This window comes from Alteromonas sp. RKMC-009 (assembly GCF_003584565.2).
Lineage (GTDB): Bacteria > Pseudomonadota > Gammaproteobacteria > Enterobacterales > Alteromonadaceae > Alteromonas.
The window spans coordinates 3043537-3066348 of record NZ_CP031010.1; the positions used below are offsets into that span (position 1 = coordinate 3043537).

At 52.2% G+C, this 22812-nt stretch carries 19 protein-coding genes; 6 read left to right on the forward strand and 13 right to left on the reverse strand.

What is annotated here, in order from left to right; genetic code table 11:
- Positions 1-61: 61 nt before the first annotated feature.
- From DS731_RS13500 to fabB, 5 genes are all read right to left on the reverse strand, one after another.
- Positions 62-4285, reverse strand: a complete 4224-nt coding sequence (locus tag DS731_RS13500; protein ID WP_119501826.1) for a FimV/HubP family polar landmark protein — start codon at positions 4283-4285, stop codon at positions 62-64.
- A gap of 17 nt (positions 4286-4302) precedes the next feature.
- Positions 4303-4461: a hypothetical protein gene (locus DS731_RS21965; RefSeq protein WP_161599157.1), complete on the reverse strand. Its 159-nt coding sequence runs from the start codon at positions 4459-4461 to the stop codon at positions 4303-4305.
- A 205-nt stretch (positions 4462-4666) separates the two neighbouring features.
- Complete coding sequence (locus DS731_RS13505) at positions 4667-5683, reverse strand: aspartate-semialdehyde dehydrogenase (protein ID WP_119501827.1); 1017 nt, start codon at positions 5681-5683, stop codon at positions 4667-4669.
- A gap of 32 nt (positions 5684-5715) precedes the next feature.
- Positions 5716-6867, reverse strand: coding sequence for a 4-phosphoerythronate dehydrogenase (locus DS731_RS13510; RefSeq protein WP_119501828.1), 1152 nt, complete (start codon positions 6865-6867; stop codon positions 5716-5718).
- A gap of 137 nt (positions 6868-7004) precedes the next feature.
- On the reverse strand, positions 7005-8219 hold the full coding sequence (gene fabB / locus DS731_RS13515; protein WP_119501829.1) for a beta-ketoacyl-ACP synthase I: 1215 nt from the start codon (positions 8217-8219) through the stop codon (positions 7005-7007).
- 270 nt (positions 8220-8489) lie between these two features.
- Here fabB and mnmC point away from each other — a divergent pair, with 270 nt between their 5' ends.
- Positions 8490-10478 (forward strand): bifunctional tRNA (5-methylaminomethyl-2-thiouridine)(34)-methyltransferase MnmD/FAD-dependent 5-carboxymethylaminomethyl-2-thiouridine(34) oxidoreductase MnmC, encoded by a 1989-nt coding sequence (gene mnmC / locus DS731_RS13520; protein WP_119501830.1) that lies wholly within the window; start codon positions 8490-8492, stop codon positions 10476-10478.
- A gap of 162 nt (positions 10479-10640) precedes the next feature.
- Here mnmC and DS731_RS13525 read toward each other — a convergent pair whose 3' ends face one another.
- From DS731_RS13525 to DS731_RS13550, 6 genes are all read right to left on the reverse strand, one after another.
- Positions 10641-11513 carry a FlgO family outer membrane protein gene (locus DS731_RS13525; protein WP_119501831.1) on the reverse strand — a complete coding sequence of 291 codons (873 nt, stop codon included), beginning with the start codon at positions 11511-11513 and terminating at the stop codon, positions 10641-10643.
- Between the two features lie 4 nt (positions 11514-11517).
- Positions 11518-12264, reverse strand: coding sequence for a FlgO family outer membrane protein (locus tag DS731_RS13530; protein WP_161599158.1), 747 nt, complete (start codon positions 12262-12264; stop codon positions 11518-11520).
- A 5-nt stretch (positions 12265-12269) separates the two neighbouring features.
- Positions 12270-12893 carry a FlgO family outer membrane protein gene (locus DS731_RS13535; protein ID WP_119501833.1) on the reverse strand — a complete coding sequence of 208 codons (624 nt, stop codon included), beginning with the start codon at positions 12891-12893 and terminating at the stop codon, positions 12270-12272.
- A 190-nt stretch (positions 12894-13083) separates the two neighbouring features.
- Entirely contained in the window at positions 13084-13383 is a 300-nt protein-coding gene (locus tag DS731_RS13540) for a YfcL family protein (RefSeq protein ID WP_119501834.1), read from the reverse strand.
- Positions 13384-13392: 9 nt separating this feature from the next.
- Positions 13393-14520: an ATP-NAD kinase family protein gene (locus DS731_RS13545; RefSeq protein ID WP_119501835.1), complete on the reverse strand. Its 1128-nt coding sequence runs from the start codon at positions 14518-14520 to the stop codon at positions 13393-13395.
- Entirely contained in the window at positions 14517-15083 is a 567-nt protein-coding gene (locus tag DS731_RS13550; RefSeq protein WP_442858465.1) for an elongation factor P hydroxylase, read from the reverse strand. Before DS731_RS13550 ends, DS731_RS13545 begins: the two co-directional genes overlap by 4 nt.
- A 141-nt stretch (positions 15084-15224) precedes the next feature.
- On the opposite strand from DS731_RS13550, the gene DS731_RS13555 reads away from it, so the two are divergent.
- From DS731_RS13555 to DS731_RS13565, 3 genes are read left to right on the forward strand one after another with little or no spacing between them, the layout of a single operon-like run.
- Positions 15225-15935 (forward strand): FFLEELY motif protein, encoded by a 711-nt coding sequence (locus tag DS731_RS13555; RefSeq protein ID WP_332311117.1) that lies wholly within the window; start codon positions 15225-15227, stop codon positions 15933-15935.
- The gene (locus tag DS731_RS13560; RefSeq protein ID WP_119501837.1) at positions 15919-16377 is read left to right on the forward strand and encodes an acyl-CoA thioesterase; all 459 of its coding nucleotides are present in this window, start codon (positions 15919-15921) and stop codon (positions 16375-16377) included. Before DS731_RS13555 ends, DS731_RS13560 begins: the two co-directional genes overlap by 17 nt.
- Positions 16374-17480 (forward strand): retropepsin-like aspartic protease family protein, encoded by a 1107-nt coding sequence (locus DS731_RS13565; protein WP_119501838.1) that lies wholly within the window; start codon positions 16374-16376, stop codon positions 17478-17480. The genes DS731_RS13560 and DS731_RS13565 overlap by 4 nt, the downstream gene beginning before the upstream one ends.
- A 40-nt stretch (positions 17481-17520) precedes the next feature.
- On the opposite strand, the gene DS731_RS13570 is transcribed toward DS731_RS13565, so the two are convergent.
- Positions 17521-19545, reverse strand: coding sequence for an NADPH-dependent 2,4-dienoyl-CoA reductase (locus DS731_RS13570; protein WP_119501839.1), 2025 nt, complete (start codon positions 19543-19545; stop codon positions 17521-17523).
- A gap of 143 nt (positions 19546-19688) precedes the next feature.
- Between DS731_RS13570 and DS731_RS13575 the strand changes: the two genes are divergently transcribed.
- The gene (locus DS731_RS13575; protein WP_119501840.1) at positions 19689-20297 is read left to right on the forward strand and encodes a TetR/AcrR family transcriptional regulator; all 609 of its coding nucleotides are present in this window, start codon (positions 19689-19691) and stop codon (positions 20295-20297) included.
- Positions 20298-20337: 40 nt separating this feature from the next.
- On the opposite strand, the gene DS731_RS13580 is transcribed toward DS731_RS13575, so the two are convergent.
- On the reverse strand, positions 20338-21954 hold the full coding sequence (locus DS731_RS13580) for a GMC family oxidoreductase (protein WP_119501841.1): 1617 nt from the start codon (positions 21952-21954) through the stop codon (positions 20338-20340).
- Positions 21955-22067: 113 nt separating this feature from the next.
- Between DS731_RS13580 and DS731_RS13585 the strand changes: the two genes are divergently transcribed.
- Positions 22068-22796: a DUF4403 family protein gene (locus tag DS731_RS13585; RefSeq protein WP_119501842.1), complete on the forward strand. Its 729-nt coding sequence runs from the start codon at positions 22068-22070 to the stop codon at positions 22794-22796.
- Positions 22797-22812 lie beyond the last annotated feature (16 nt).

Sequence of the window (22812 nt, forward strand, 5' to 3'; positions counted from 1 at the left end):
CTAAAAAACCGGCTAAGTGTAGTCAGCCACTTAGCCAGATGCAAGCGTTAGCGCGCAGACACTAACTTAAACCGGCGAGGATTGTTTTGGCTTCTTCAATCTGATCTTCGCTACCCTTTTCAAGGACTTCGTTCAGCAGTTCTCTGGCAGCGGTAAAGTCATCCATCTCAACATAAACACGTGCAAGGTCAAGATTTGCACTCTGACCGGCATCCTTGTCGATGTCGATAACATCATCATCTTCGCCTATCCCTGAGAAGTCAGACAGACTGACATCCAGGTCCAGCGGGGCATCATCATCAATGGCACTGTCGTCATCACTGTCATTGATAAGGGTTTCCACATCAAGAAAGTCATTTTCTTCGGTGTCATCGTCAATGCTTTGTTGCGGATCTGACAACAACGCTTCCAGGTCAAGGTCCGGGTTGCCCAGCGACATGTCCGGCTTTTCCTGAGGTGCGGGTTCACTGTCTGCGGCTGTGTCCGGAGCGACCGGCGAAGTGCCGGCCTGTGCTTCTTCGTCATCGCCCAGTCCACCCAGCAGGTCATCAAAATCAGCCTGCTCAAGCTCATCCAGTAACTTGTGATCTTCGCTATGATCCTGTGACAGCCAGTCATCCAGACCCGGCAAGTCAGACAATTCATTGTATTCTTCTGACACAGGTTTTTGTGGCAGTTCACCGTCCTGCTCCTGCTCAAGGCTGAAGTCGTCGATACTGTCTTCTGTGTCACCGGCAGGTTCCTCCGGAGCAGTACGCTCAGAAGACGCAGGCGTGTCCATACTGGCGAAAGAAGGAATATCGTCCATCATCTGCCGGTCAAACTCTGCCAGAGCCTCATCAAGTGCACTGCCGTCATTCGACTCTTCCGGCTCTGGCTCTGGCTCTGGCTCTGGCTCTGGCTCTGGCTCTGGCTCTGGCTCTGGCTCTGGCTCTGGCTCTGGCTCTGGCTCTGGCTCTGGCTCTGGCTCTGGCTCTGGCACAAGGCTATCGTCATCGTCGATGCCGGCAAGTAATTCTTCTACATCCTGTGGCGTGGACTCTGCTTCTGCTTCTGCTTCTGCTTCTGCTTCTGCTTCTGCTTCTGCTTCTGCTTCTGCTTCTGCTTCTGCTTCTGCTTCTGCTTCTGCTTCTGCTTCTGCTTCTGCAGACACATCGTCGTCAGTGCCTTCCAGTTCCGCAAGTAATTCGTCGGCTAATGCATCAACTTCTTCAGGCTGATATTTCTCTGCCGGTGCATCTTCCTGAACAGCTTCAGTAGACTCAAAAGCAGGCTCTTCTTCAACGTCATCTTCTGAAGGTTGAAGTTCTGCCTCATCGTCATTATCGATTTCAGCTTCTGCTTCCTGCTCGTATTGCGCATTTTCAATTTCAGCAATCAGTGCGTCAGCATCTGACGATAAAGAATTCTCTTCTTCAGCAGGTTCCGGCTCTTCTGAGAATTCATCATCAGATAATGTCGCGTCTTCAACAGAATCTTCGTCGTCTGGCAACTCATCGTCCTGTGAAGGTGCTTCCCCAGCGACTAATTCATCATCAGCAGGCAGCTCTTCCGGCTCTGCTGTCTCTTCTTCAACAGGTTCATCCAACTCAGACAACGCATCAGAATCATCCGGTCCGGTTGTATCATCGTCTGAAGTCAGTTCGCTTTCCGGTTCAGCCTCACCAGCGACGTCGTCTTCAACTGTTGCGTCTTCGTTCTCAACGGCTTCTTCTGCGAGGTTTTGCTCTTCCGCACTTTCGTCTGTCAGGCTCTCTTCTGCCAGGTCATCTTCAGCTACGTCACCTGCTGCTGTGATATCTTCTGCAGGGTCCTCTGCTGTAAAACCGTCTTCCGGTAAGGAAGTATCGTCTTCAGCAATTTCCTGCTCTTCAGGGACATCATCGCTAACTGGCGTCTCATCTGAATCCGCCAATACATCATCAGCAGGAATGTCAGTTTCAGCTGCAAGTTCTGGTATTTCTTCACCGGCCGGATGTTCGTCTGTCGCTGCAGACTCTGGTTCGACTGATTCATCTGACTCAGGCAGGTCAACGTCAACCGGCAACTCGTCTTCCGCCAGCTCCTCTGATTCGTCCTCTATTGCGCCCTCAGATTCCAGTTCTGCCAGCAGGTCATTGGTCAGATCGTCATCAATATCTGCCTCAAATTCACTGTCTTCGGAGTCTTCCTGCAATAGTGCTTCATCAGCAAGCGCATTCTGCTCTCCGGATAATTCTTCGGCTTCCAGCTCTGCCAGTAATTCATCTGATAAGGTATCTACTTCATCATCTTCAGCTTCAAGTTCAGCCAGCAGTTCGTCGGCAAGCGCGTCGTTTGCATCGTCAACGCCGGCGTCATCCTCGTCACTGTCCTGTTTGCCCTGGAGCTCTGCAATGAGGTCATCAGAAAGCGGGTCAGTAAACTCGCCGGCATTTTCCATATCCTCAACGTCAATTTCGTCCAGGTCTTCGCTGAATGCGTCAAGATCCTGAATGGCCTGTGGTGAAGGCGCTGATTCTGTAGTGATCTCGTCTTCTTCATCCTCATCGTCGCCCAGCATGTCCGCCATCTGGTCGAGTTGGTCCATTTCCGAAATGATGTTGTCTGTGAGACGGTCCAGTTCCTGATTCTGGTCATTGATTTCACGGTCAATTTTGCCCAGCATGTCGTCATCAACATCGCCGTTATCACTGCCCATGACAGAATCAGACTGATGCTCGTCGAGCAAATCGTCGATATCAATTTCCGGCTGGTCTTCTTCGTCCGCTGACGGCGCTTCAAATTCAGCCAGAATGTCGTCCGGGTCGATATCCCCGTCATCTTCCTCTTCTGTTGCAGGCTCTTCAGGTGTGCCTGAATTTGCATCCAGCAATGCATCGATATCAAAATCATCAACGTCTGCTGCACTGTCAGCAGCATCTGTTTCTGCACTACTTTCTTCTGCTGCGTTATTGTCAACAGAGTTTTGCGCCAGCAGCGCATCAATGTCATCGTCAGCCACCATTTCAGCAGCCGGTTCCACAGGTGTTTCTTCTGTAACAGCGTCTGCACTGTCATCGTCATCACCGGACAGATCAATACCGTCCAGATCATCCACATCAGGCACCAGTGAATCATCAGATAACGGCTCATCATCAAACAGACTGTCCAGTTCATCCTGACCTAACTCGGAATCACCGTCTTCGAAAGCAAAATCGTCATCCGGCACCAGCATGTCATCATCAAGGTCAGCGAAGCTTTCGAGATCGTCGTCAAGTGACTCTTCCAGTTCGTTGGATAACACATCATCTAACAATTCATCGTCGTTAAAGAGTTCGTCATCTGACAATTCCGGCGTGTCATCCAGCTCAGGCACAATCGCTGCCGGGGCGGCGGCAACAACCGGTGCGGTGTCGGCGGTAGAGACCTGTGCCACAGGCTGCATGGGATCATCATCTTCTTTCTTACCCCGTTTGAGGAACCAGGTAACCAGTCCGCCCACCAGCAATAACGTGAGGATACCCGAGCCGATGATGAGGCTCATGGGTTGCATCAGCGTATTCATGAACGACGCGTCTTTTTCAGCCTGACGCTCCGCCTGTTCCTGCTGCATCATTTGCAATAACTGCTTTTGTAACGCAGTTTGCTCATCCATTTGATTCTGCACGTCCCCTTCCACCTGGGTACGCAGAGACGCTAAATCATCGTTAACCTGTTCAACACGGCTATACAGCTTGCGGTTTTCATCGAGTATGGCCTGCACGTTTTCCAGCGAGGCAGCAAATTGCTGTCGTAATTCATCAAATTGCTGGGTTTGCTGACTGTCCAGACGGGTAATTTTGTCTTCAATTGCGGTGCGGGTAGAACTGAGATCCTGCTGGTTTACCAGCGGTACCGGCGGCTTAAGATTATTCAGGCTGCTGCCGGGCTTGCTTTCCATGCGGGCAAAGCTGTCATCATCCTGTTCGGCACGTTGTTTCGCTCTTACAGGGTCTATGCGGGCAACATAACGCTCAGACGGCAGTTTCAGAACAGCGCCGTCTACCAGTAAATTAAGGTTTTGCTGCTCAAAAGAATCAGGGTTCAGTTCATAAATAGCTACCATCACCTGGTAGACAGAAAGGTTTTTATTTTGACGGTAGCGGTCGGCTATACGCCAGAGGGTATCGTTGTCGTCTATAGGACCATAAACATTGCCGGAGAACTGACTGGTGGCATCTTTCGGCCCGCGGATGGCAGTTTCCCGTTCCTGAGCCTGACCGGAATCAGGTGTTGCTGTCAGCAGCAACAAAAAAATAAGCAAGCCCGTAACATGCGATTTCATAGCGTTCCTATATGCCCTCAAGCGTCTACCATGACGGTGTCATGGTGGCCAGGCCATGTGGTGTAGCCAGTACACGGACAAGCCGGCACACCGCTGCCTGTTATTCTTATAATGCCGGAGCCTGATGCTCCGGGCGTGCCGGATTGCTTCCGGCGAGTCAGAAAACCGTCACTCACAGAATAAAACCTGTGGTTTCACGGGGTTATGCAAGCTTTAATCCATGATGACAAGCCCGCACAGGTTACTTAACAAAACTATAAACCAGTTAACGGTAACTATCTAGAAAAAGGCCGTTTTCTTCTGCTGATGACAGTCTGCAAAACAGCCTTTTCATTGTTTTATCGGCACAAAGGCGCAGAAGTTTACCTTTGCGCCGGGTGTTTACAGATAGTCTTTGATCAGGGTTTCAGCGATCTGAATGCTGTTCGTTGCCGCCCCTTTACGTACGTTATCAGACACCACCCACATATTCAGGCCGTTGGGATGAGAAATATCATCACGGATGCGGCCCACGTGTACCCAGTCATTGCCACTTGCACTGCTCACCTGAGTAGGGAACGCTTCTCTTTCTTCGTACACCTTCACGCCGGACGCCTGTGCCAGCAACCCTTTCACTTGCAGAGCATCAACTGGCATACGGGTTTCAAGATGGATGGCTTCACCGTGTCCGTAAAAAACCGGCACGCGCACAGCAGTAGCATTCACCAGCACACTGTCGTCACCGAGGATTTTTTGCGTTTCCCACACCATTTTCATTTCTTCTTTGGTGTAATCGTTGTCCATGAAGGCGTCGATTTGCGGGATGGCATTAAAGGCAATCTGACGGCTGAATGCTTCCGGTGTAACCGGCCGTGTGTTCAGCAGATTGGCGGTTTGCAGTGCCAGCTCTTCCATTGCACTTTTGCCGCCACCGGAAACAGACTGGTAAGTGCACACATTAATACGTTCAATGCCGGCGATTTCATGGATGGGCTTCAGAGCCACCATCATCTGAATGGTTGAGCAATTCGGATTGGCAATAATATTCCGGTTGCGGAAGTCTGCCAGCGCATGGGGGTTCACTTCAGGCACAACCAGCGGTACATCCGGCTCGTACCGGAAATGTGAGGTATTATCGATAACGATACAACCGGCGTCTGCCGCAACCGGTGCAATACGGGCGGAAATATCACCGCCTGCAGAGAAGAAACCAAACTGTACCAGCGTCCAGTCGAAATCATCGGCATTCAGTACTTCAATTTCTTCGCCTTTGAAGTTAATAGTTGTACCGGCAGAACGTTCGCTGGCCAGCGGATACAGGGTTCCTACCGGAAACTTACGCTCTTCGAGCAACTCAATCATGGTTTGTCCGACCAGGCCTGTTGCGCCCAGTACCGCCACATCAAAAACTTGTGACATTATTCTTTTCTCCTGTCAGTACGCTGAAAGTTTCAGCGCACAAAATTAAATTGAAAACCCAGGCCACTCAGTTGCTCTGTTATGCCTTCTGAAACCGGTGCTGCAAGTCGCAGAAAACCGGCGCTGCATTCCCTTCTGGCAGGATAATGCTTACGTAAATTAAGAAACCCTTCTTTACCGGTATCCCGGCGAAACAGCCCGTCGTCTTTGCTGACGTCGTATACAGACAAGATCAGGTCAGACAACGTATCCCAGTCCAGCGCTTCGGCTGTGGCATCCGGCACGTCAAAATGACGGGCTTCGGGCGCGGTTAGAAAATCTTCCATTGTGAGTTCAGGTGTTACACCCATGGCTTCACACACATGTTCATATGCCATTTGCGTTCCCCGCAGCTTACCTTCAACGGAGTGACCGGCAATGTGAGGCGTGGCAAACCACAAATACGGCAACAATGCCTGATTGATCTCAGGTTCATTGCGGAACACATCGAGGACCACCAGCGGTGCCTCAGGTTGTTGTAAACGTATCAGCAACGCAGGTTCATCAATGACTTCACCGCGACAGGCATTGATCAGCAACTGCCCTGCCCGCAGACCGCTTATTCGTTCTGCATTAAGCAAATCCACGGTGGAATGAGGTCCGTCTTTTACAAAAGGCACATGCAGGGTAATGACATCACAGGTCATGATGGTGTCCATGCCGGTAAAATGCCGGCTGTCACCGGCGGCCTCAAGAGGCGGATCGCACAGTACATGCGCAATGTTAAGTGCATGCAGTCTTTCTGCCAGTGCACTGCCTACATGTCCGGCGCCGACTACGCCAACAGTAATACGGCTTAAATCCAGCTTGCCCTGACGGTGAGCGTTCATCAGTACACTCACCACATACTCAGCAACGGCTACCGCGTTGCATCCACCGGCAGAGCGCCATGGCACACCCGCCTGTTCCAGTGCGGTTTTATCCAGATGATTTGTGCCCGCCGTCGCTGTCGTTACCAGCTTTAACTGCCCGGCACCGGACAGCAGCGCTTCGTTCACTTTGGTGGTGGACCTGACCGCCAGATAGTCAGTACCATGAAGCGCTTTTGCATCCAGCGAAGGACCATGAAACGGTGAAGCCTCGCCGAGCGCTGAAAAATAGGCCATTCCCTGAGGGATACTTTCTTCGAACAAAATGCGGGTCATATCAAACACTGTCAGACTTGCTAAGGCCGGTATAATACTGGAACGTAACGTAATTCACAAAACGAAACGCCCGCAGCGGATAACCGGTGCGGGCGTTTGTCATTTATAGCGGTATAAACAGTCTTCTGACTGCTTACTTATCCGTTGTAACGCTGCATAACCAGCGTAGCGTTTGTACCGCCGAAACCAAAGCTGTTAGACATAATGGTATTCAGGGTAGCTTCGCGGGTGGCGGTCACAATGTCCAGGCCAGCCGCAGCATCGTCCAGCGTATCAATATTGATAGACGGCGCGATGAAGTTGTTCTTCATCATCAGCAAGCTGTATATCGCTTCATTCACGCCGGCAGCACCCAGAGCATGACCAGTCAGAGACTTGGTTGCACTGATTGGCACGCCGGACTGACCGAAGACTTCCTGAATAGCAGCCAGTTCTTTCACATCCCCCACCGGCGTAGATGTGCCGTGAGTGTTCAGATAATCGATAGGTGCATTAACATTCTGCATGGCCATCTTCATACAACGTACCGCACCTTCACCGGAAGGCGCTACCATGTCGTAGCCGTCCGACGTGGCGCCGTAACCTACCACTTCACCGTAGATGGTAGCACCACGGGCCAGAGCATGTTCAAGCTCTTCTACAACAACCATACCGCCACCACCGGAGCTGACGAAACCATCGCGGTTGGCATCATAAGTACGGGAAGCAACAGACGGGTTGTCATTGTATTTCGACGACAACGCACCCATGGCATCAAACTGGCTGGACAGTGACCAGTGCAGTTCTTCACCGCCACCGGCGAATACCACATCCTGTTTACCCAGCTGGATCAGTTCCAGGGCATTACCAATACAGTGAGCACTGGTCGCACACGCTGAAGCAATAGAATAGTTCACACCTTTAATTTTAAACGGTGTTGCCAGACAGGCTGAAACTGTAGAGGCCATACAACGGGGAACCATGTAAGGACCCATGCGCTTTACGCCCTTCTCACGAAGAATGTCTGCTGAAGCAACCTGATTTAACGATGACGCACCGCCTGAGCCGGCGATAATACCAGTGCGTTCATTTGAAATATCTTTCTCTTCCAAACCTGAATCAGCGATTGCCTGTTGCATTGCCACATAAGCATAAGCAGCGGCATCACCCATAAAGCGCATAACTTTACGGTCGATGTGCTCTGATAAATCAATGTCCACGTTACCCCAGACCTGGCTGCGCAGACCCATTTCAGCAAATTGCTCTGAAAAAGTGATACCTGATTTGCCTGCTTTCAATGAAGCCAGCACTTCGTCCTGATTTACACCAATGCTGGACACGATGCCCAGACCGGTAATAACTGCTCTTCTCATAACTAACCCTTTATTTTGATGGGGCATATGGTAACGATTTTCATCCGTAAACTGGTCTGCTCTTTTTACTTAACGTTTTTCCCATACCGTTTACACATACCCTGCCCCGTCATTTGTGTCTTATCTGTCCCTGCTATGATTACCAAAAGCCGAAAACGTTCAGCTTTTCATCAACACAGAGAAAACAGGCTTCAACCCCGCGTGTTTGCTTTGCTCAATGTATCATGCAAGGTATGATCACCCAATGTTTGTCTTGCAGAATATCAAAACGTGAAATCCCGCACTGCGCAAGTTTATTTTAACGACAGCGGCACTCCGGTTGCTGACGACTTCGATGACGTCTATTTTTCCAACGACAGTGGCATTGATGAAACCCATCATGTGTTTATTGCCGGCAACGATATTCCGGCGCGCTGGCTGGCACATACCCGCCGCGACTTTGTTATTGCTGAAACCGGCTTTGGCACCGGCCTGAATTGCCTGGTGGCGATGCAGGCCTTCGCTGCGTTCAGAGCAGAGCATCCTGAGCACCCGCTGAAACAGCTTTTTATCCTCTCAACAGAAAAATTCCCCATGGCCAGAGACGATCTGGCCAGGGCACTGACCGCATTTCCGGTATTAGAGGAGGCAGCAAAGGCGCTGTTGAATAACTATCCCCTATCCATTCAGGGTTGCCACAGACTTCACTTTGATGAATTTCACACCACGCTGGATCTATGGATTGGCGATGTACATGAATTGCTGCCCCAATGGCACGTACCGCCCCGCGGGATGATTGATGCCTGGTTTCTGGACGGTTTTGCGCCCGGTAAAAACCCGGACATGTGGACGGAAGCTTTGTTTTCACAAATGGCCAGAGTGTCCAGACAAGGCGCAACCTTCGGCACGTTTACCGCAGCAGGGATTGTGAAACGGGGCCTGAGAGACGCCGGTTTTGTTGTTGAAAAACGTAAAGGTTTTGGCCGCAAGCGCGACATGCTGGGCGGATATTTTGATGGCCAGCACTCAGCTCCGGCCGCACCGCCTTACTCCCGTTTTAATAACGATGCAGTCACGGCAAACCACCGCATAGCAATCATCGGCGGCGGACTGGCAGCAGCGACTCTGGCCCGGAGCCTGAGCCGTACAGGGATATCTGCCACTGTCTTGTGTGCAGATGAAACCCTTGCTCAGGGTGCATCGGGTAATCCTCAGGGTGGTTTTTATCCGCAGCTTCACAGTGAGGCCAGTATTGCCAGTCAAATTCAGGCTCACGGCTTTTTATATGCCAGCCGGGTTTACCGGCAGTTACCGGAACCGTTCACACATGACTGGTGTGGCGTACTGCAACTAAATTTCAGCGAAACGGTAGGTGAGCGACAGGCTAAATTGCTGGGCAGCGAAGTCTGGCCAGAAGCGCTTGTATGCGCCATATCCAGGCAGGATGCCAGTGATTTTGCCGGTGTACCGTTGCCCGCCGGCGGACTGCACATACCGTTGGGTGGCTGGGTTTGCCCGCCGGAACTGGTCAATGCGTTAATCGCCGGCTGCGACGAAAATATCCGGGTTCAGACCGGCGCAAAAGTCACTGCCGTTACTGAACAGGAAGATGGCGTCACCCTTTGTGTTAACGGAGAAGATCAGCACTTTGATTACGCGGTGATTGCCACCGGTGCTGACAGTATCTATATTCCGCAGATGACGGCGTTGCCACTTCGTCCCGTGCGGGGCCAGGTAGAAGCTATTCCCGGCCAGCCTTCAGTCAGTGCATTGCGAACCGTACTTTGTCATAAAGGCTACATGACGCCACAAATGGACAACCGCCATGCTCTGGGGTCTACCTATGGAAAAGATGATACCCGGTGTGATGTGCGTGACAGCGACACACAAACAAATCTGGCGACGCATAAAAAGGCAATGGGGGCAGACAGCTGGGTGGCGCAGCTTCAACACGACGGACAAGCCAGAGCGGCAATCCGTCTGACACTGCCGGATCACCAGCCCGCCAGCGGACAACTGTTGAGTAATGACGTGTTGTACGAACAATACCGGGCCCTGAGCACCGGAAAGCCACTCAGCAGTCAGACACCGCCGCCTGCCGGCAGACTGTTTACTTTAACCGGGCTTGGCTCAAGAGGGTTAACAACAGCGCCGTTAATGGCGCAAATTTTAACAGGCCAGTTAACCCATACACCGCTGCCGGCACCGGAGTCTTTACTTCAGGCAACCGCACCGCAAAGGTTTGCTATCAGGAATTCAATCAGAGGAGTGGCGCCCTGAGCCGGGCAGAGTGCTATGGAGATGGTTGAGTCATAACACCATGCCGGCGCAGAGCGGCAATTTGAATATGGCATTCAAACGCCAGGATGAATAATAATCCAGCCTGCCCCGATAGGAAAGTATTTATCGGTGGCCGGCGGGAAATCTCATACTAAAAGATGACTATTTTCCGGTTTGACTGGCGCTGTTCAGCGCAGTAACCATAAAAGACGGGATAAGCAGGCTGGTACTGGCGACAACCTGATGCTTCTCAACGGACACAATACGTGCATTGACCCGCACGCCTCTGGGCTCTTCGATTAGGGTACCGGTGAGAATATGATCCATCTGCATTGAGCGGCTTTGTATTTCGCCGGTCCGTGTCATGGCCAGATCTCCAAACGGCGTGACTGTTAACGCATCAGCCATTTTAAAATCGACAATACCCACACCAAAACTCTGCAATTCTGCGATGAGCAGTTCAGCCAGCTGATTTCCCATCACAGTGGTTTCCTGCAGTGACCGGTTCAGCCTTACGAAGCTTGCCACACCAATTAAATCGTTGCTGCTAAGCTGGGAAGCAGAGTCCATCAGTTGCATTGCCAGCTGGGATGCATAGTCTGCCAGCGCTTTGTGCGTTCTGTCCGGCTGATAGCCGGTTACAAGAGGATCGTGCCACTCAACCGCTACCGGCCCTGTCTGTTCACTGGCCTCCGTGTCACGGTCACGGGAATCAGGCCGGTATTGCCATTGTGCTGTCTCAGGCACCGCTGCCATGGTCACCGGTGCGTTGCGCTCAGGTGCAATGACCTCCGGTGCAGCTTGAGTCACTACATCAGTCTGCGGATAGGAAGTCGTCGCTGACGCTGAAGATGAAGCTGCACTGTCACCCGGCGGTTGCGCAGGCTGCGTGTGAGCATCTCCCTCACCATCCATGTAAGCATGGTAATGTTCATCAATGGTAGTACAAGCGGAGAGCCCGGCTACCAGCATAACAGCCAGTAAACGACCTGAAATTACTGTGATAGCCGGAACTGAAGGTTTGGCAAACGTCATCGTCTTAACCCCGTGTCAGCTTCACACCATCCCGGATGCCACTTTTACCGTTGCTGTCGCTGGGAATGAGCGCATCCACGACATAAAACGGTATAAGTAACTGGGCGGATGCCACCACAGCGCGGCTTTCTATGCCGAGAATACGCGCGTTTACCAGTACTCCGCCCTGATGCTTCGCCATCGTGCCAGTGAGAACGTAATCAATGGGCAGGCTGCTGTTTAAGTCGAGATAGTCACGGCTCAGCAGAAAATCACCGCTGTCTGTTACTCTGATGTAATCTGTTGCTTTAAAATCCACTACCGGAATGCGGTATTTATGCAGTTCGTGCATAAACGATTCAGCCATCTGATGACCCAGTAAATTGGTGTGCTGGAGATCAGAGTCCAGCATAGCGAAATTGGTTACCGCCACCGGCGTTTTATTGGTGACGTACTCCATGTTGGAAACCAGGTCCTGAGTCATGTTCTTGACGTAATCGCCAACATGACGGTTCAGAGGACGGCCCTGATAGGCACCCTGCACACTGCTGTACAGAGGCGGCTGGCCAATAGCACCGAAACTGTCAGCTTCGTCTTCAGGCTCTGCAGCGACAACTTCAGCGCGGTCTTCTGCACGCACATCAATGACATTCATCACCGGCTCAGCTGCCCCCGGCTGCGCTTCTGCGGTCTCTTCATCGCTGAGCAGAGAGCAACCTGAAATACTAACCAGCATTGCTGCCATGGCAATCATATTTCGTTGAAAAGTCATTGGCATTACCCCTTATCCTCAGTTCTGTACAGCCGCCCGTTCCGGGTCGTGATCTTTTCTTCTTCCCAGAACAAGCCTTCAGGAAAGAAACGTGTCGCAGCAGCCACGACATCTTTTGTTCTGGCGTTTATCACTCTGGCGTTAACCATAGCACCGGCCTGCTGGCGGACAATGGTGCCGGTGATATAAAAATCCACCCGTTCGATGCCGGGAAGTTGTTCGATATCCCGGGTGAGTACGCGGTCTGCATACTCTCCCATTATTATATCGTCCGTGAGCTTAAACTCTTGAGTGGTAAAGCCCCGTTTTGCGGCTTCAGTGATCAACCCCTCTTCAAGTTGGTGGCCCAGCATCATCAGCGGATCCTGCTGTTTGCTGTTCCAGCTCATGGTATCTGCCGGCACAAAACCGGTAACGGCATATTTCGCCTGACGCGAAGGACGTAGCTGGGCAAACAGCTCATTCGCCAGGACGTAAGTGTGGTACTCCATATTGCCTAATGCAGGTAACGCCATATTTTCTTCCTGCATCACCACCGAAGGACTCTCTCCGGCACAGCCTCCGAGCATCAAACTGCCTGCTGCCAGCCATGCTGCAGGGACTGTCTTTTTCAGATATTTAGTACTCATTACTCCGGCCCGTTAACCCGCCATTTATTGTCTGCTGAGGTATTCGCAATTTTCGTACCATGTGGAAACGTCAAAGATGTGGCGGCGCAGAGGGGAATTCAGTAACCGGTAAGCGGGATTTAAGGCGGCGGGAAAGAGGTGAAGCGGCAAGAGTCTGCCGCTTCAGGGAAAAGCTGTCAGCAGGGAGTCGCTATTTTGCACTGGCAAGAAGACGTTGCCAGAGCGCCATAACCAGCCGCTGATCCTCTTCTTCCAGTTCTTTATTATCAAAGGCGGCTTGTAAACTGCCCTGCATGGCTTCGTCCAGGGTGGCCAGGCTCGCATCAGGCTGCATTTCCTGTTGTCTGGCAATCACCGCAAAATGACCTTGCAGGTAGCTGGCAATAAACAATTCATCGTCACTACCATGATCAACAACACCATCCAGCGCGTCTTCGATGTGTCCGGATTGCCCGATAAATTCAGTGGGGGCGGCGGCGGGAAATTCCATAAAGTCTCCTTATTTTGCAGGATACAGCACTTTGTCCCGGTATCCGGTGATCACCGGAAAATAGCCGGCAAGTGCGGTATCTAATTCAGCGTCACCGGTATCGAGCCGCAGAGGACGGCCATCCAGAGACTGTAATTTGGTTTTTGTAGCGGTGATCAGTACATTTTCCTTCCCTGTCCGGCGGATAAATGACGGTGAGAGTTGCTGGTTCCCACGGCCAAAAATATGCCCCTGACCACCAATCACTGTAATGACCATTTTAACCGGCTGGCCGTCAGTAAGTTCAAGCAGCTGTGCCGCTGTCACATCCGACGCCACCAGTTCGCCGTCTTTCACGACATCGACGCCCAGCAGCGTATTGTCCAGACCCATTGAATCCATAATTGCGGCCACGGTGGAGCCCGATCCCATCACGAAAAACGTGTCCGGCTCATCTTCGATGGTTTCACGGATAAAGGCCGCGATATCTTCCAGCACCAGTTCATCACTTTCCTTGCCGCCGGCTTTGACGGCCTGTACGTAGGTCAGTGAGTCCGGCACCCGCATTTCACCGAAATGCTTTGCCAGTACCTTGCCCTGACGAAATGCCTCTTCGTCAATGTCACGGACTTCCGCCGGGGCTTCACTCACCAGCTCCCCGCGAACCATCATAGCCACCACTTCACCGGCAGCTACGGGGGTTACTGCATATACTCCGGAGTGGATTTTACACCCGGCCGGTACGCCCAGCACAGGCGTTTGCAGCTCTGCAATCTGACACACATTTCGTGCAGTGCCGTCACCGCCGGCAAATAACAGTAAGTCGATCCCCTCAGCAAGTATGGCTTCCACTGCAGCTTCTGTGTCTTCAGCTTCAGTCTGTGCCTGTGCGGGTGTGTACACCACCTTTGCTGTCAGACCGGCCTCACGGGCACTGTTTTCACCCATTTCAGCGGAGGCGGTTATCACAGTGATCTGACCGGCAAGCGAACTGAGTACATTCAGCGCGCGGGTCATTTTAATACCCGCCAGTTGTTCCGCTCCGGCTGCCAGCGCCTGTTCACGTACCGCAGCACCGTCGCTGCCTTTGAGAGCCACCGCACCGCCAATGCCGGCAAACGGATTAACCACCACGCCCAGACGAAATTTATCGCTCATGCTAATGCCTCTGCCCGTTCTGTAGTAACCGGCGCCGTATTAAAATGCGCCTGCAGTACTGTCATCAACATACCGGCACGGGGTGGAAATCCAGTACGGGTATATTGCACCAGTTGCTCATGCACAGCAGCGGTGAACGCTTCACGGTCAGGCTCTGCCCCGTCCAGATTATCCGTACTGACCCGGAATTGACGCCCCGCACTGAGCGTCAGAGCCCATTCCACTGCCTGCGGTTTAATTTCCACCTGTTCAAAAGCTTTCTGTTGAACGGCGTCCCGGCCGTCAGGGCAATACCAGTAACCATAATCTTCCAGCAGTCGCCGTTTTTCACCGGCGATACACCAGTGCGCAATTTCATGCAACGCACTGGAGAAAAAACCGTGGGCAAAAACGATGCGGTGAAAAAGTACTTCATCACCCGCGGGCAAATACACCGGCTCATCATCGCCGCGCACAAGACGGGTATTCCAGTTTTCGGCGAAGGTGGCGTCAAACAGGCGGATGAGTTCCTCCACTTGCGGATCGGTATCGTCCTGCGGGGTAAACTGCATTTGTGGTTGCATCGTATTTAAGGCTGAATTTTGTTGCTGCATTCAACTCACTGACAAGCCTGAAAAGAGGTTGCGCATAGTACCAAATGCCGGTCATTCCGCCAAATCTGAGCATGAATGTGATATGTTGATGTGAACATAAGGAGAGCAGATTTGAACACCACGTCCGGTATTGTCAGACACATCCACCGCGTGAATGCGTTGAAAAACATGGCAGAGAAAATGGGCCAGTTGCCGGCTATCCATGCCCTGCAACAATGGCAGTGTGAACGTTTGCTGGTGACTCATGCAGATCTGGCGGCTCAGCCACAGTACCGCCAGGCTATGGCATTTTTCACTGAAGAGCTCTACGGACCGAAAGATTTTTCACAGCGGGATGCCGATATCGCGCGGGTGATCCCGAAACTGGCAAAAGTACTGCCGGACAAAGCCATGCAGGCGCTGGATGACGCCCTTGCACTGAATGCCCTCTCTTTTGAATTGGATCAAAAGGTTGTTGAGGCACTGCAGGGCCAGCCGCTTAACAACAATACCTATGCACTGGCCTACCGTGAAGCGGGTGATAAAGCAGCAAGAACACAGCAAATTGACATCATCCGGCACCTGGGACAACAACTGGCCGGAATCATTAAAATACGGGGTATTGGTATGCTGATTTCGGTATCCCGCCGTCCGGCAAAACTGGCGGGACTCCTTTCTCTGCACGAATTTTTGCAGCGGGGATACGATACCTTCAGACAACTTGGCGATGTTGAACGCTTTACCGGACCGGTTATTGCCCGTGAGCAACAATTAATGTTACAACTGTTTTCCGACGATTTTAGCCTTGAAAACAATCCTGTACCCCATGTACCCGAACGATGAATACCAGCCGGAATGGGCACTGCCTGCCCCTTTCGTTAAACCATGGCAAATAAACGACTCCCACATAGATCACTATCAGCACGTTAACAATGTGGCCTATCTGTCACAACTGGAGTCGCTGGCCTGGTCACATTCAAATCATCTGGGACTGACATTCGATGATTACCGGGCATGCGGTAAAGGTATGGTGATTCACCGTCACGAACTGGACTATCTGTTACCCTGTCACGAAGGTGATACATTATTGTGTGCCACCTGGATTGTGGAATGCGACGGTAAACTGAACCTTGAGCGACGTTTCCAGTTTATCTGTCCCGTGCGCCGGAAAACGGTGTTTGCCGCCAGAACCCGTTTTGTTTGCGTCAATTTAAAAACCGGTGCCCCTGCGCGTATGCCTGCACTGTTTAAAAATACGTATACTGAAGCGGTGACAACGTCGTGAACAAATGGTTGCTGGCTGCTCTGGTGTTATCTCTCGCCCTTAACGGCATATTGCTGGTAACCCGCCGGGAGCCCGTTACACAGCAGGTTGTGCCGCTGGCAGACAGTACTGAAGATAATATTCGTCCTGCTGCGCAAGCCTCCTCAGTGACAAGCTCTCCCCTTTCAATCTCAGATCCCATGCAGGAAGAAAGGCCATCTGCCGCTACACTGCAAGCCTGGTTTAATAACGGTGATCCACGCTTTTTTCCTGCCCTCACTGCCGCCCTCAGGGATCAGCCTTATAACTGGGAATTGTTGCTGCTGGAAGCAATGTGGGTGAAACGTGAGGAACCGTTAAGTGAAGCTATCATCCAGTACTACAAAATTCTTGAGCGAAACCCTCCGCCGCAGGTAGAACAGGATATCTCCGCATTGATTACCCAAATGGCAGACACCGCAGCAGAAAAGCTCCGGCTCGCCGGCGACTGGGACACCCTTGCGGCGTTTGTTGAGCCACTTTACCAGTACCGGCCGGAAGACCGTTTTTATACCCTGCAACTGGCAGAGGCGTATGGCAGACAGCAGAAATTTACACTGATGGAAAATGTACTGGCTTCGCTGCCATCTGAAGACCGGCAGGCTGAAGCGCTGCGGCGTGTGCTGTATCCTCAGACAGCAGACGCACAAAGTGAAGATACCCCGCCCACGGAGAAAGAACGTGAGGTATCCGGTAACGCATACAGAATGCCGCTGGAACAAACCGGCGATCATTATCTCGCGCCACTGACACTTAACGGCCGTCACTCAAGATTGCTGGTAGATACCGGTGCCTCGGTTACAACGGTGACGACGGAGGTATTCAGGCAAGTAGCCAGACGGGGAAATTACCGGGACCTGGGAAATTTTGCAGTCAATACCGCAGGCGGCCGGGTAGACGCCCGCATGGTAACGTTAAAAGAAGTAGAGTTTGGTCCGTGGCGACTGGCGGATGTATCGGTGCTGGTGCTGCCTCCGGGTACGCTTGATGGCACTGAGGGGCTGCTTGGCATGAATATTCTCAAGCGGTTTCATTTCCGCATTGACCAGGCCGGGAATGCGCTGCTGCTGGATCCCATTCATTAAGCCCGGTTTTGTAACACCGGGCTCAGTCTGCTTCGAACCGTTACAAAGCCGCAGCGACTTTTGTACCCTGTTCAATCGCCCGCTTGGCATCCAGCTCACGGGCCTCATCCGCACCGCCGATAAGATGACACGGTTTCGTCAGGCCTTCCTGCAATGTCCGCAGCGGCTCCTGTCCGGCACAAATGATCACATTATCTACCGGTAGTACCATTGGCTTACCCTCTACTGTGCAGTGAAAACCTTCATCATCAATGCGGTCATAGGTCACGCCCGCGATCATTTTCACTCCTTTCATCATAAGATTGGCGCGGTGAGACCATCCGGTGGTTTTACCCAGGCCGGCGCCCACTTTGGAAGTTTTCCGCTGGAGCAGGAAGATTTCTCTGGATGACGGCTCTGGTGCAGGTTTAACCCCTTCCACACCAGCCCTTGCTGTCATTGTCATATCCACCCCCCACTCTTTCATGAAAACGGGAATATCCAGGCTTGGCGCATCCTTCCCGTGTGACAGATACTCAGAGACATCAAAACCGATCCCACCGGCACCGACCACCGCGACCCGTTTACCCACCGGTTTTTTATCTCTGATCACGTCCAGATAGGTGAGAACTTTACTGTGTTCAATACCCTCAATGTCGGGCACTCTCGGGGTAATACCGGTAGCCAGAATAACGTCATCAAAGTTGCCGTTATTCAGTGTGTCTACAGTCACTCTGGTGTTCAGTTGAACATCTACGCCGGTAAGCGCAAGCTGGCGGGCAAAATAGCGCAGGGTCTCATTAAACTCTTCTTTGCCCGGGATCTGTCTGGCGATATTGAACTGACCGCCAATCTCAGAAGCACTGTCAAAAAGTGTGACTTTATGGCCCCGACGTGCAGCGGTAGTCGCCGCCGCCAGTCCTGCAGGACCGGCCCCGACCACTGCAATGTGCTTCACTGACTGCGCCGGTGCAATTTGCAGTTGCAGTTCATGACAGGCCCGCGGGTTAACCAGACAACTGGTGAGTTTGCCGTTAAAAATATGGTCCAGACACGCTTGATTGCAGCCAATACAGGTATTTATTTCATCACTGCGGTTTTGTTCAGCTTTAATAACGAACTCAGCGTCTGCCAGAAATGGCCGCGCCATGGAAACCATGTCCGCATCACCCCGCGCCAGCACGGCTTCTGCGACCTCCGGTGTATTGATGCGGTTACAGGTGATCAGCGGCACATTGAGCGCCGCCTTAAACTTCGCGGTCACCCAGGTGAAAGCAGCCCGCGGCACCCGTGTTGAAATGGTAGGAATTCGAGCTTCATGCCAGCCGATCCCGGTATTGATAAGATTCGCGCCGGCTTCCTCAATAGCCAGCCCCAGCTTCACCACTTCATCGTATGTGGAGCCGCCTTCGACTAAGTCCAGCATGGAAAGCCGGTAAATAATGATGAAGTTATCGCCGGTGGCTTCACGGACCCGGCGCACCACTTCAACCGGCAGACGCATTCTGTTCTCATAACTGCCTCCCCAGTCATCATCACGCTGATTCGTGCGGGCGGCAATAAACTGATTCAGGAAATACCCTTCAGAACCCATGATTTCCACACCGTCATAACCGGCTTTCTGCGCCTGAGTGGCAGCAAAAATAAAGTCACTGATCTGTTGTTCGATTTCTTCTTCTGTCAGCGCTTTGGGTTTGTACGGATTAATCGGCGCCTGAATAGCCGATGGCGCCACCAGTTTCTCTGAGTAGGCATAACGGCCGGTATGCAGGATTTGCATACAAATTTTCCCGCCTTCTGCATGCACCGCATCCGTTACTTCACGATGATGCGCAACCGCCTTATCTGAATCCAGGCGCCGTGTGGCAGGATGGGTAGAGCCTTCTTCGTTCGGCCCGATCCCACCGGTCACAATTAACGCCACACCGCCCCGGGCACGTTCGGCATAGAATGCAGCCATGTGTTTGTGCCCGCCCGGCATTTCTTCAAGCCCGGTGTGCATAGAGCCCATGATGACGCGGTTCTTTAACTGAGTGAATCCCAAATCAAGGGGGCGAAACAGATGCGGATACGTGGTGGTGCTCATGTTTAGTCCTGATGGTTGCCTGTAAATGAATTTGTAGCCAGGTTTGATCAACAACGCAAACTTGACACCGTCAAGATAACACCAATGTTGACAGTGTCAAGATTAAACGGGACACTCTGCCTACCGACTTTTCAGGAAACGCTATGACTTCCGGTTCTTCTTACCATCACGGTGATTTACGCAGTGCGCTCATAGAAGCGGCCACCACTATCATTGAAGACAGTGGCATAGATGCTTTGTCACTGAGAAAGCTGGCAGAGGTAACGGGCGTATCGAGAACCGCCCCGTATCACCATTTTAAAGATAAAAATGCATTACTCAGTGCTATTGCTGCTAAAGGGTTCGACGACTGGCACGCGTCTGCCAGAGCTATTTTTGAACAGGAAGATGTGACTCCGGCTACCCGTTTCCGCCGCTTTATCCACCAGTATGTCAATTATGCTGCGAACCACCCGCAGGTGTATGAACTGATGTTCGGGCGGACGTTATGGCACAACGATCAGGCAACAGCACAGTTGAAAGACATTGCTTATCCCTGTTTCCAATACCAGCTCACCATGACCCGCACCTGGCAGTCCTGTGGCCTGCTCCCCGAAGATCAGGATGCACTGAGGCTGGCGCAGGTCACCTGGAGTACCCTGCACGGTATCGCAAGACTATTAATTGATGGTATTTACGCCGACGAGTCGCATATCAGCGAAATGTGCGACTGTGCCGCAGAAGTGTTTATCCGCTCTGCCGGATTAAAGTAAGTCCTGAAGGCAAAGTACCTTTTGCAGAAAACCCGGCGGCTCAGGGATGGCCGGCACTGCGGATGATCAGGTCCGCCACCCGCTCGGCAATCATCACCACCGGCGCATTGGTATTGCCCCCGGGCAACACAGGCATGACCGACGCATCTGCTACCCGCAGGCCATTAACCCCTTTTACGCGACACTGATTGTCAGTCACCGCCATTGCGTCGTCTGCCGCTCCCATTTTGCAGGTGCCCACAGGATGATAGATACTTTCCGCATGCTCACGGATAAATTCGTCCAGCAATGCCTCATCGTTATTCCCTTGTGGCGGTGACAATCGTTTTCCCCGCACGTCATCGAAAGCCGCGCTGTTTACCAGCTTGTCCGCCAGAGCAACCCCCTCGAGCAGCACTTTTTTATCGTCGGGATGGGTGAGATAAGCAGGCTCGATAAGCGGATGGTCGGCAGGATGACTGCTTTGCAAGGAGATACTGCCACGGCTTTTCGGATACAGGGCACAAACGTGGACCCCGAAACCGTATCCGTAAACCGAGCGGCGGCCATGTTCAGCCAGAATGGCCGGCAGGAAATGAAATTGCAGATCCGGCTGACCTGACTGCGCCAGCGAAGAAGAAGCAAAACCGCCGGCTTCAGCAATGTTAGAAGAAAGCAGGCCACCTGATGAAAACAAATACCGGAAACCGGCTGCAATGTAAGAGGGTATGGCAGAAAGTGCAACAGCATAGCCCTGACGGGAGGTGCACCGGTATTGCACAATAGCGTCCAGATGGTCCTGCAAATTACGGCCTGTACCGGGGGAGTCCGCGACCACATGGACGCCTTTTTCCATCAGCATGTCACGGGGTCCCACCCCGGAGAGCATCAGCAAATGCGGTGAATTAATTGCACCCCCGCACAAAATGACTTCTTTACGTGCGCCAATCCGGCGACCTTTGCCTTTATACCGCACCTGCACGCCGCTGGCGGTTTTACCGGTGAAAAGTACCTTTTCTGTGAGCGTCCGGGTATGTACCGTCAGGTTGGGCCGGTTCAACGCCGGTTTAAGATACGCCTGCGCCGTAGACCAGCGCCGGCCGTGCTTTTGGGTAACATCATAAAAGCCAAGCCCTTCCCGCTGTTCACGGTTGAAGTCTGTTCTGACAGGCAAACCGGCAGCATCTGCAGAATTCACAAAACACCGGGAAAGCGGATCGGTATGACGAAGCTTTTCAACTCTGAGGGGACCGCCGGTGCCATGATAAGCATCAGCACCGCCGTGATAATCTTCTGCCTTTTTAAACCATGGCAGCACTTCGTTGTAACTCCAGCCGGCAGCGCCGGATTCAGCCCAACGGTCATAGTCTTCCCGTTGTCCGCGAATGTAGCACATGGCATTGACAGAACTGCTGCCCCCCAGGGTTTTCCCTCTGGGCCAGAAAAGTTCGCGGTCATTCAGCTCACGTTGCGGCGCAGTGAAATATCCCCAGCCAATGCTGTCAAAACGACTGAGCAAAGACAATCCGAACGGCACATGGATGAACGGATTGTTATCTTTACCGCCGGCTTCCAGCAGACACACAGTAACAGACGGATTTTCTGACAAACGGGCCGCCAGCACTGCGCCGGCAGATCCCGCCCCGGTGATCACATAATCATACTGTTCTTCAACCATACGCCACCCGCGATGTGCTTATTCAACTGCTCTTACCAGTTTAACAAATTGTCGGCTATTGTCTGTGTTTTTTATGTTACTGTAGTGACAGACGCAACCACAGGGACAGAGGATTGACACTCAGCTGGCGGGAAAAATGGAAAGTCGCCGTTTGCGGCCTGATGATAAAAACAGGCCGGCTGACGTATGACGACTACACCACACAAGAACTACAGGCGTTACTGACTCCCCTGTTCCCCCGCTCTTTTCCGTTTGATGTACCGGGAGGAAAGGCCCGCCTGACTATCACGGAAGCACAGGTTCACTGTCAGGAAGAATCAAACAGGCTGGCACTGCAATGTTTCGCGGAACTCAACATTACGGTGCTCGATACCCCGCTTTACCGGGCCCATGTCATTGTCGTGATAAGCGGAACGCCGGTTTACGATATTCAAAACCATGTGATCAGTATTGAGGATCTCAAATCCGACGCCATCCAACTGGTTAATGACAACTATGCTCTGCTCAATGACACCCGCTCACTGATCCGTCAGATTGTGCCCGGGTTACAACTGGGTAAGTCACTGACTGAGTTTATCAGTGCTCCCCTTCTGAATATCGCCAGTATCGCCACCACCGGCAAAACTGACCGTTTGTTGTCGTATCTGCGTCTGTATCTTGATCACAACAAACAGCGCATTCTGGACTATCACAAACCGGAAATTGATGCGGTGTTGCAGCGCCATACTGAAACGCAGGATCTCAGCTATGCATTAGGCGGGCACTGGCGGGAAGATGTTTTTCACCGTTGGGGCAAACAGGTATTCGTGGTCAACGGCGGGCTGAGATTCAGTTTCCGCTAAGGTTATTGATTTGTTC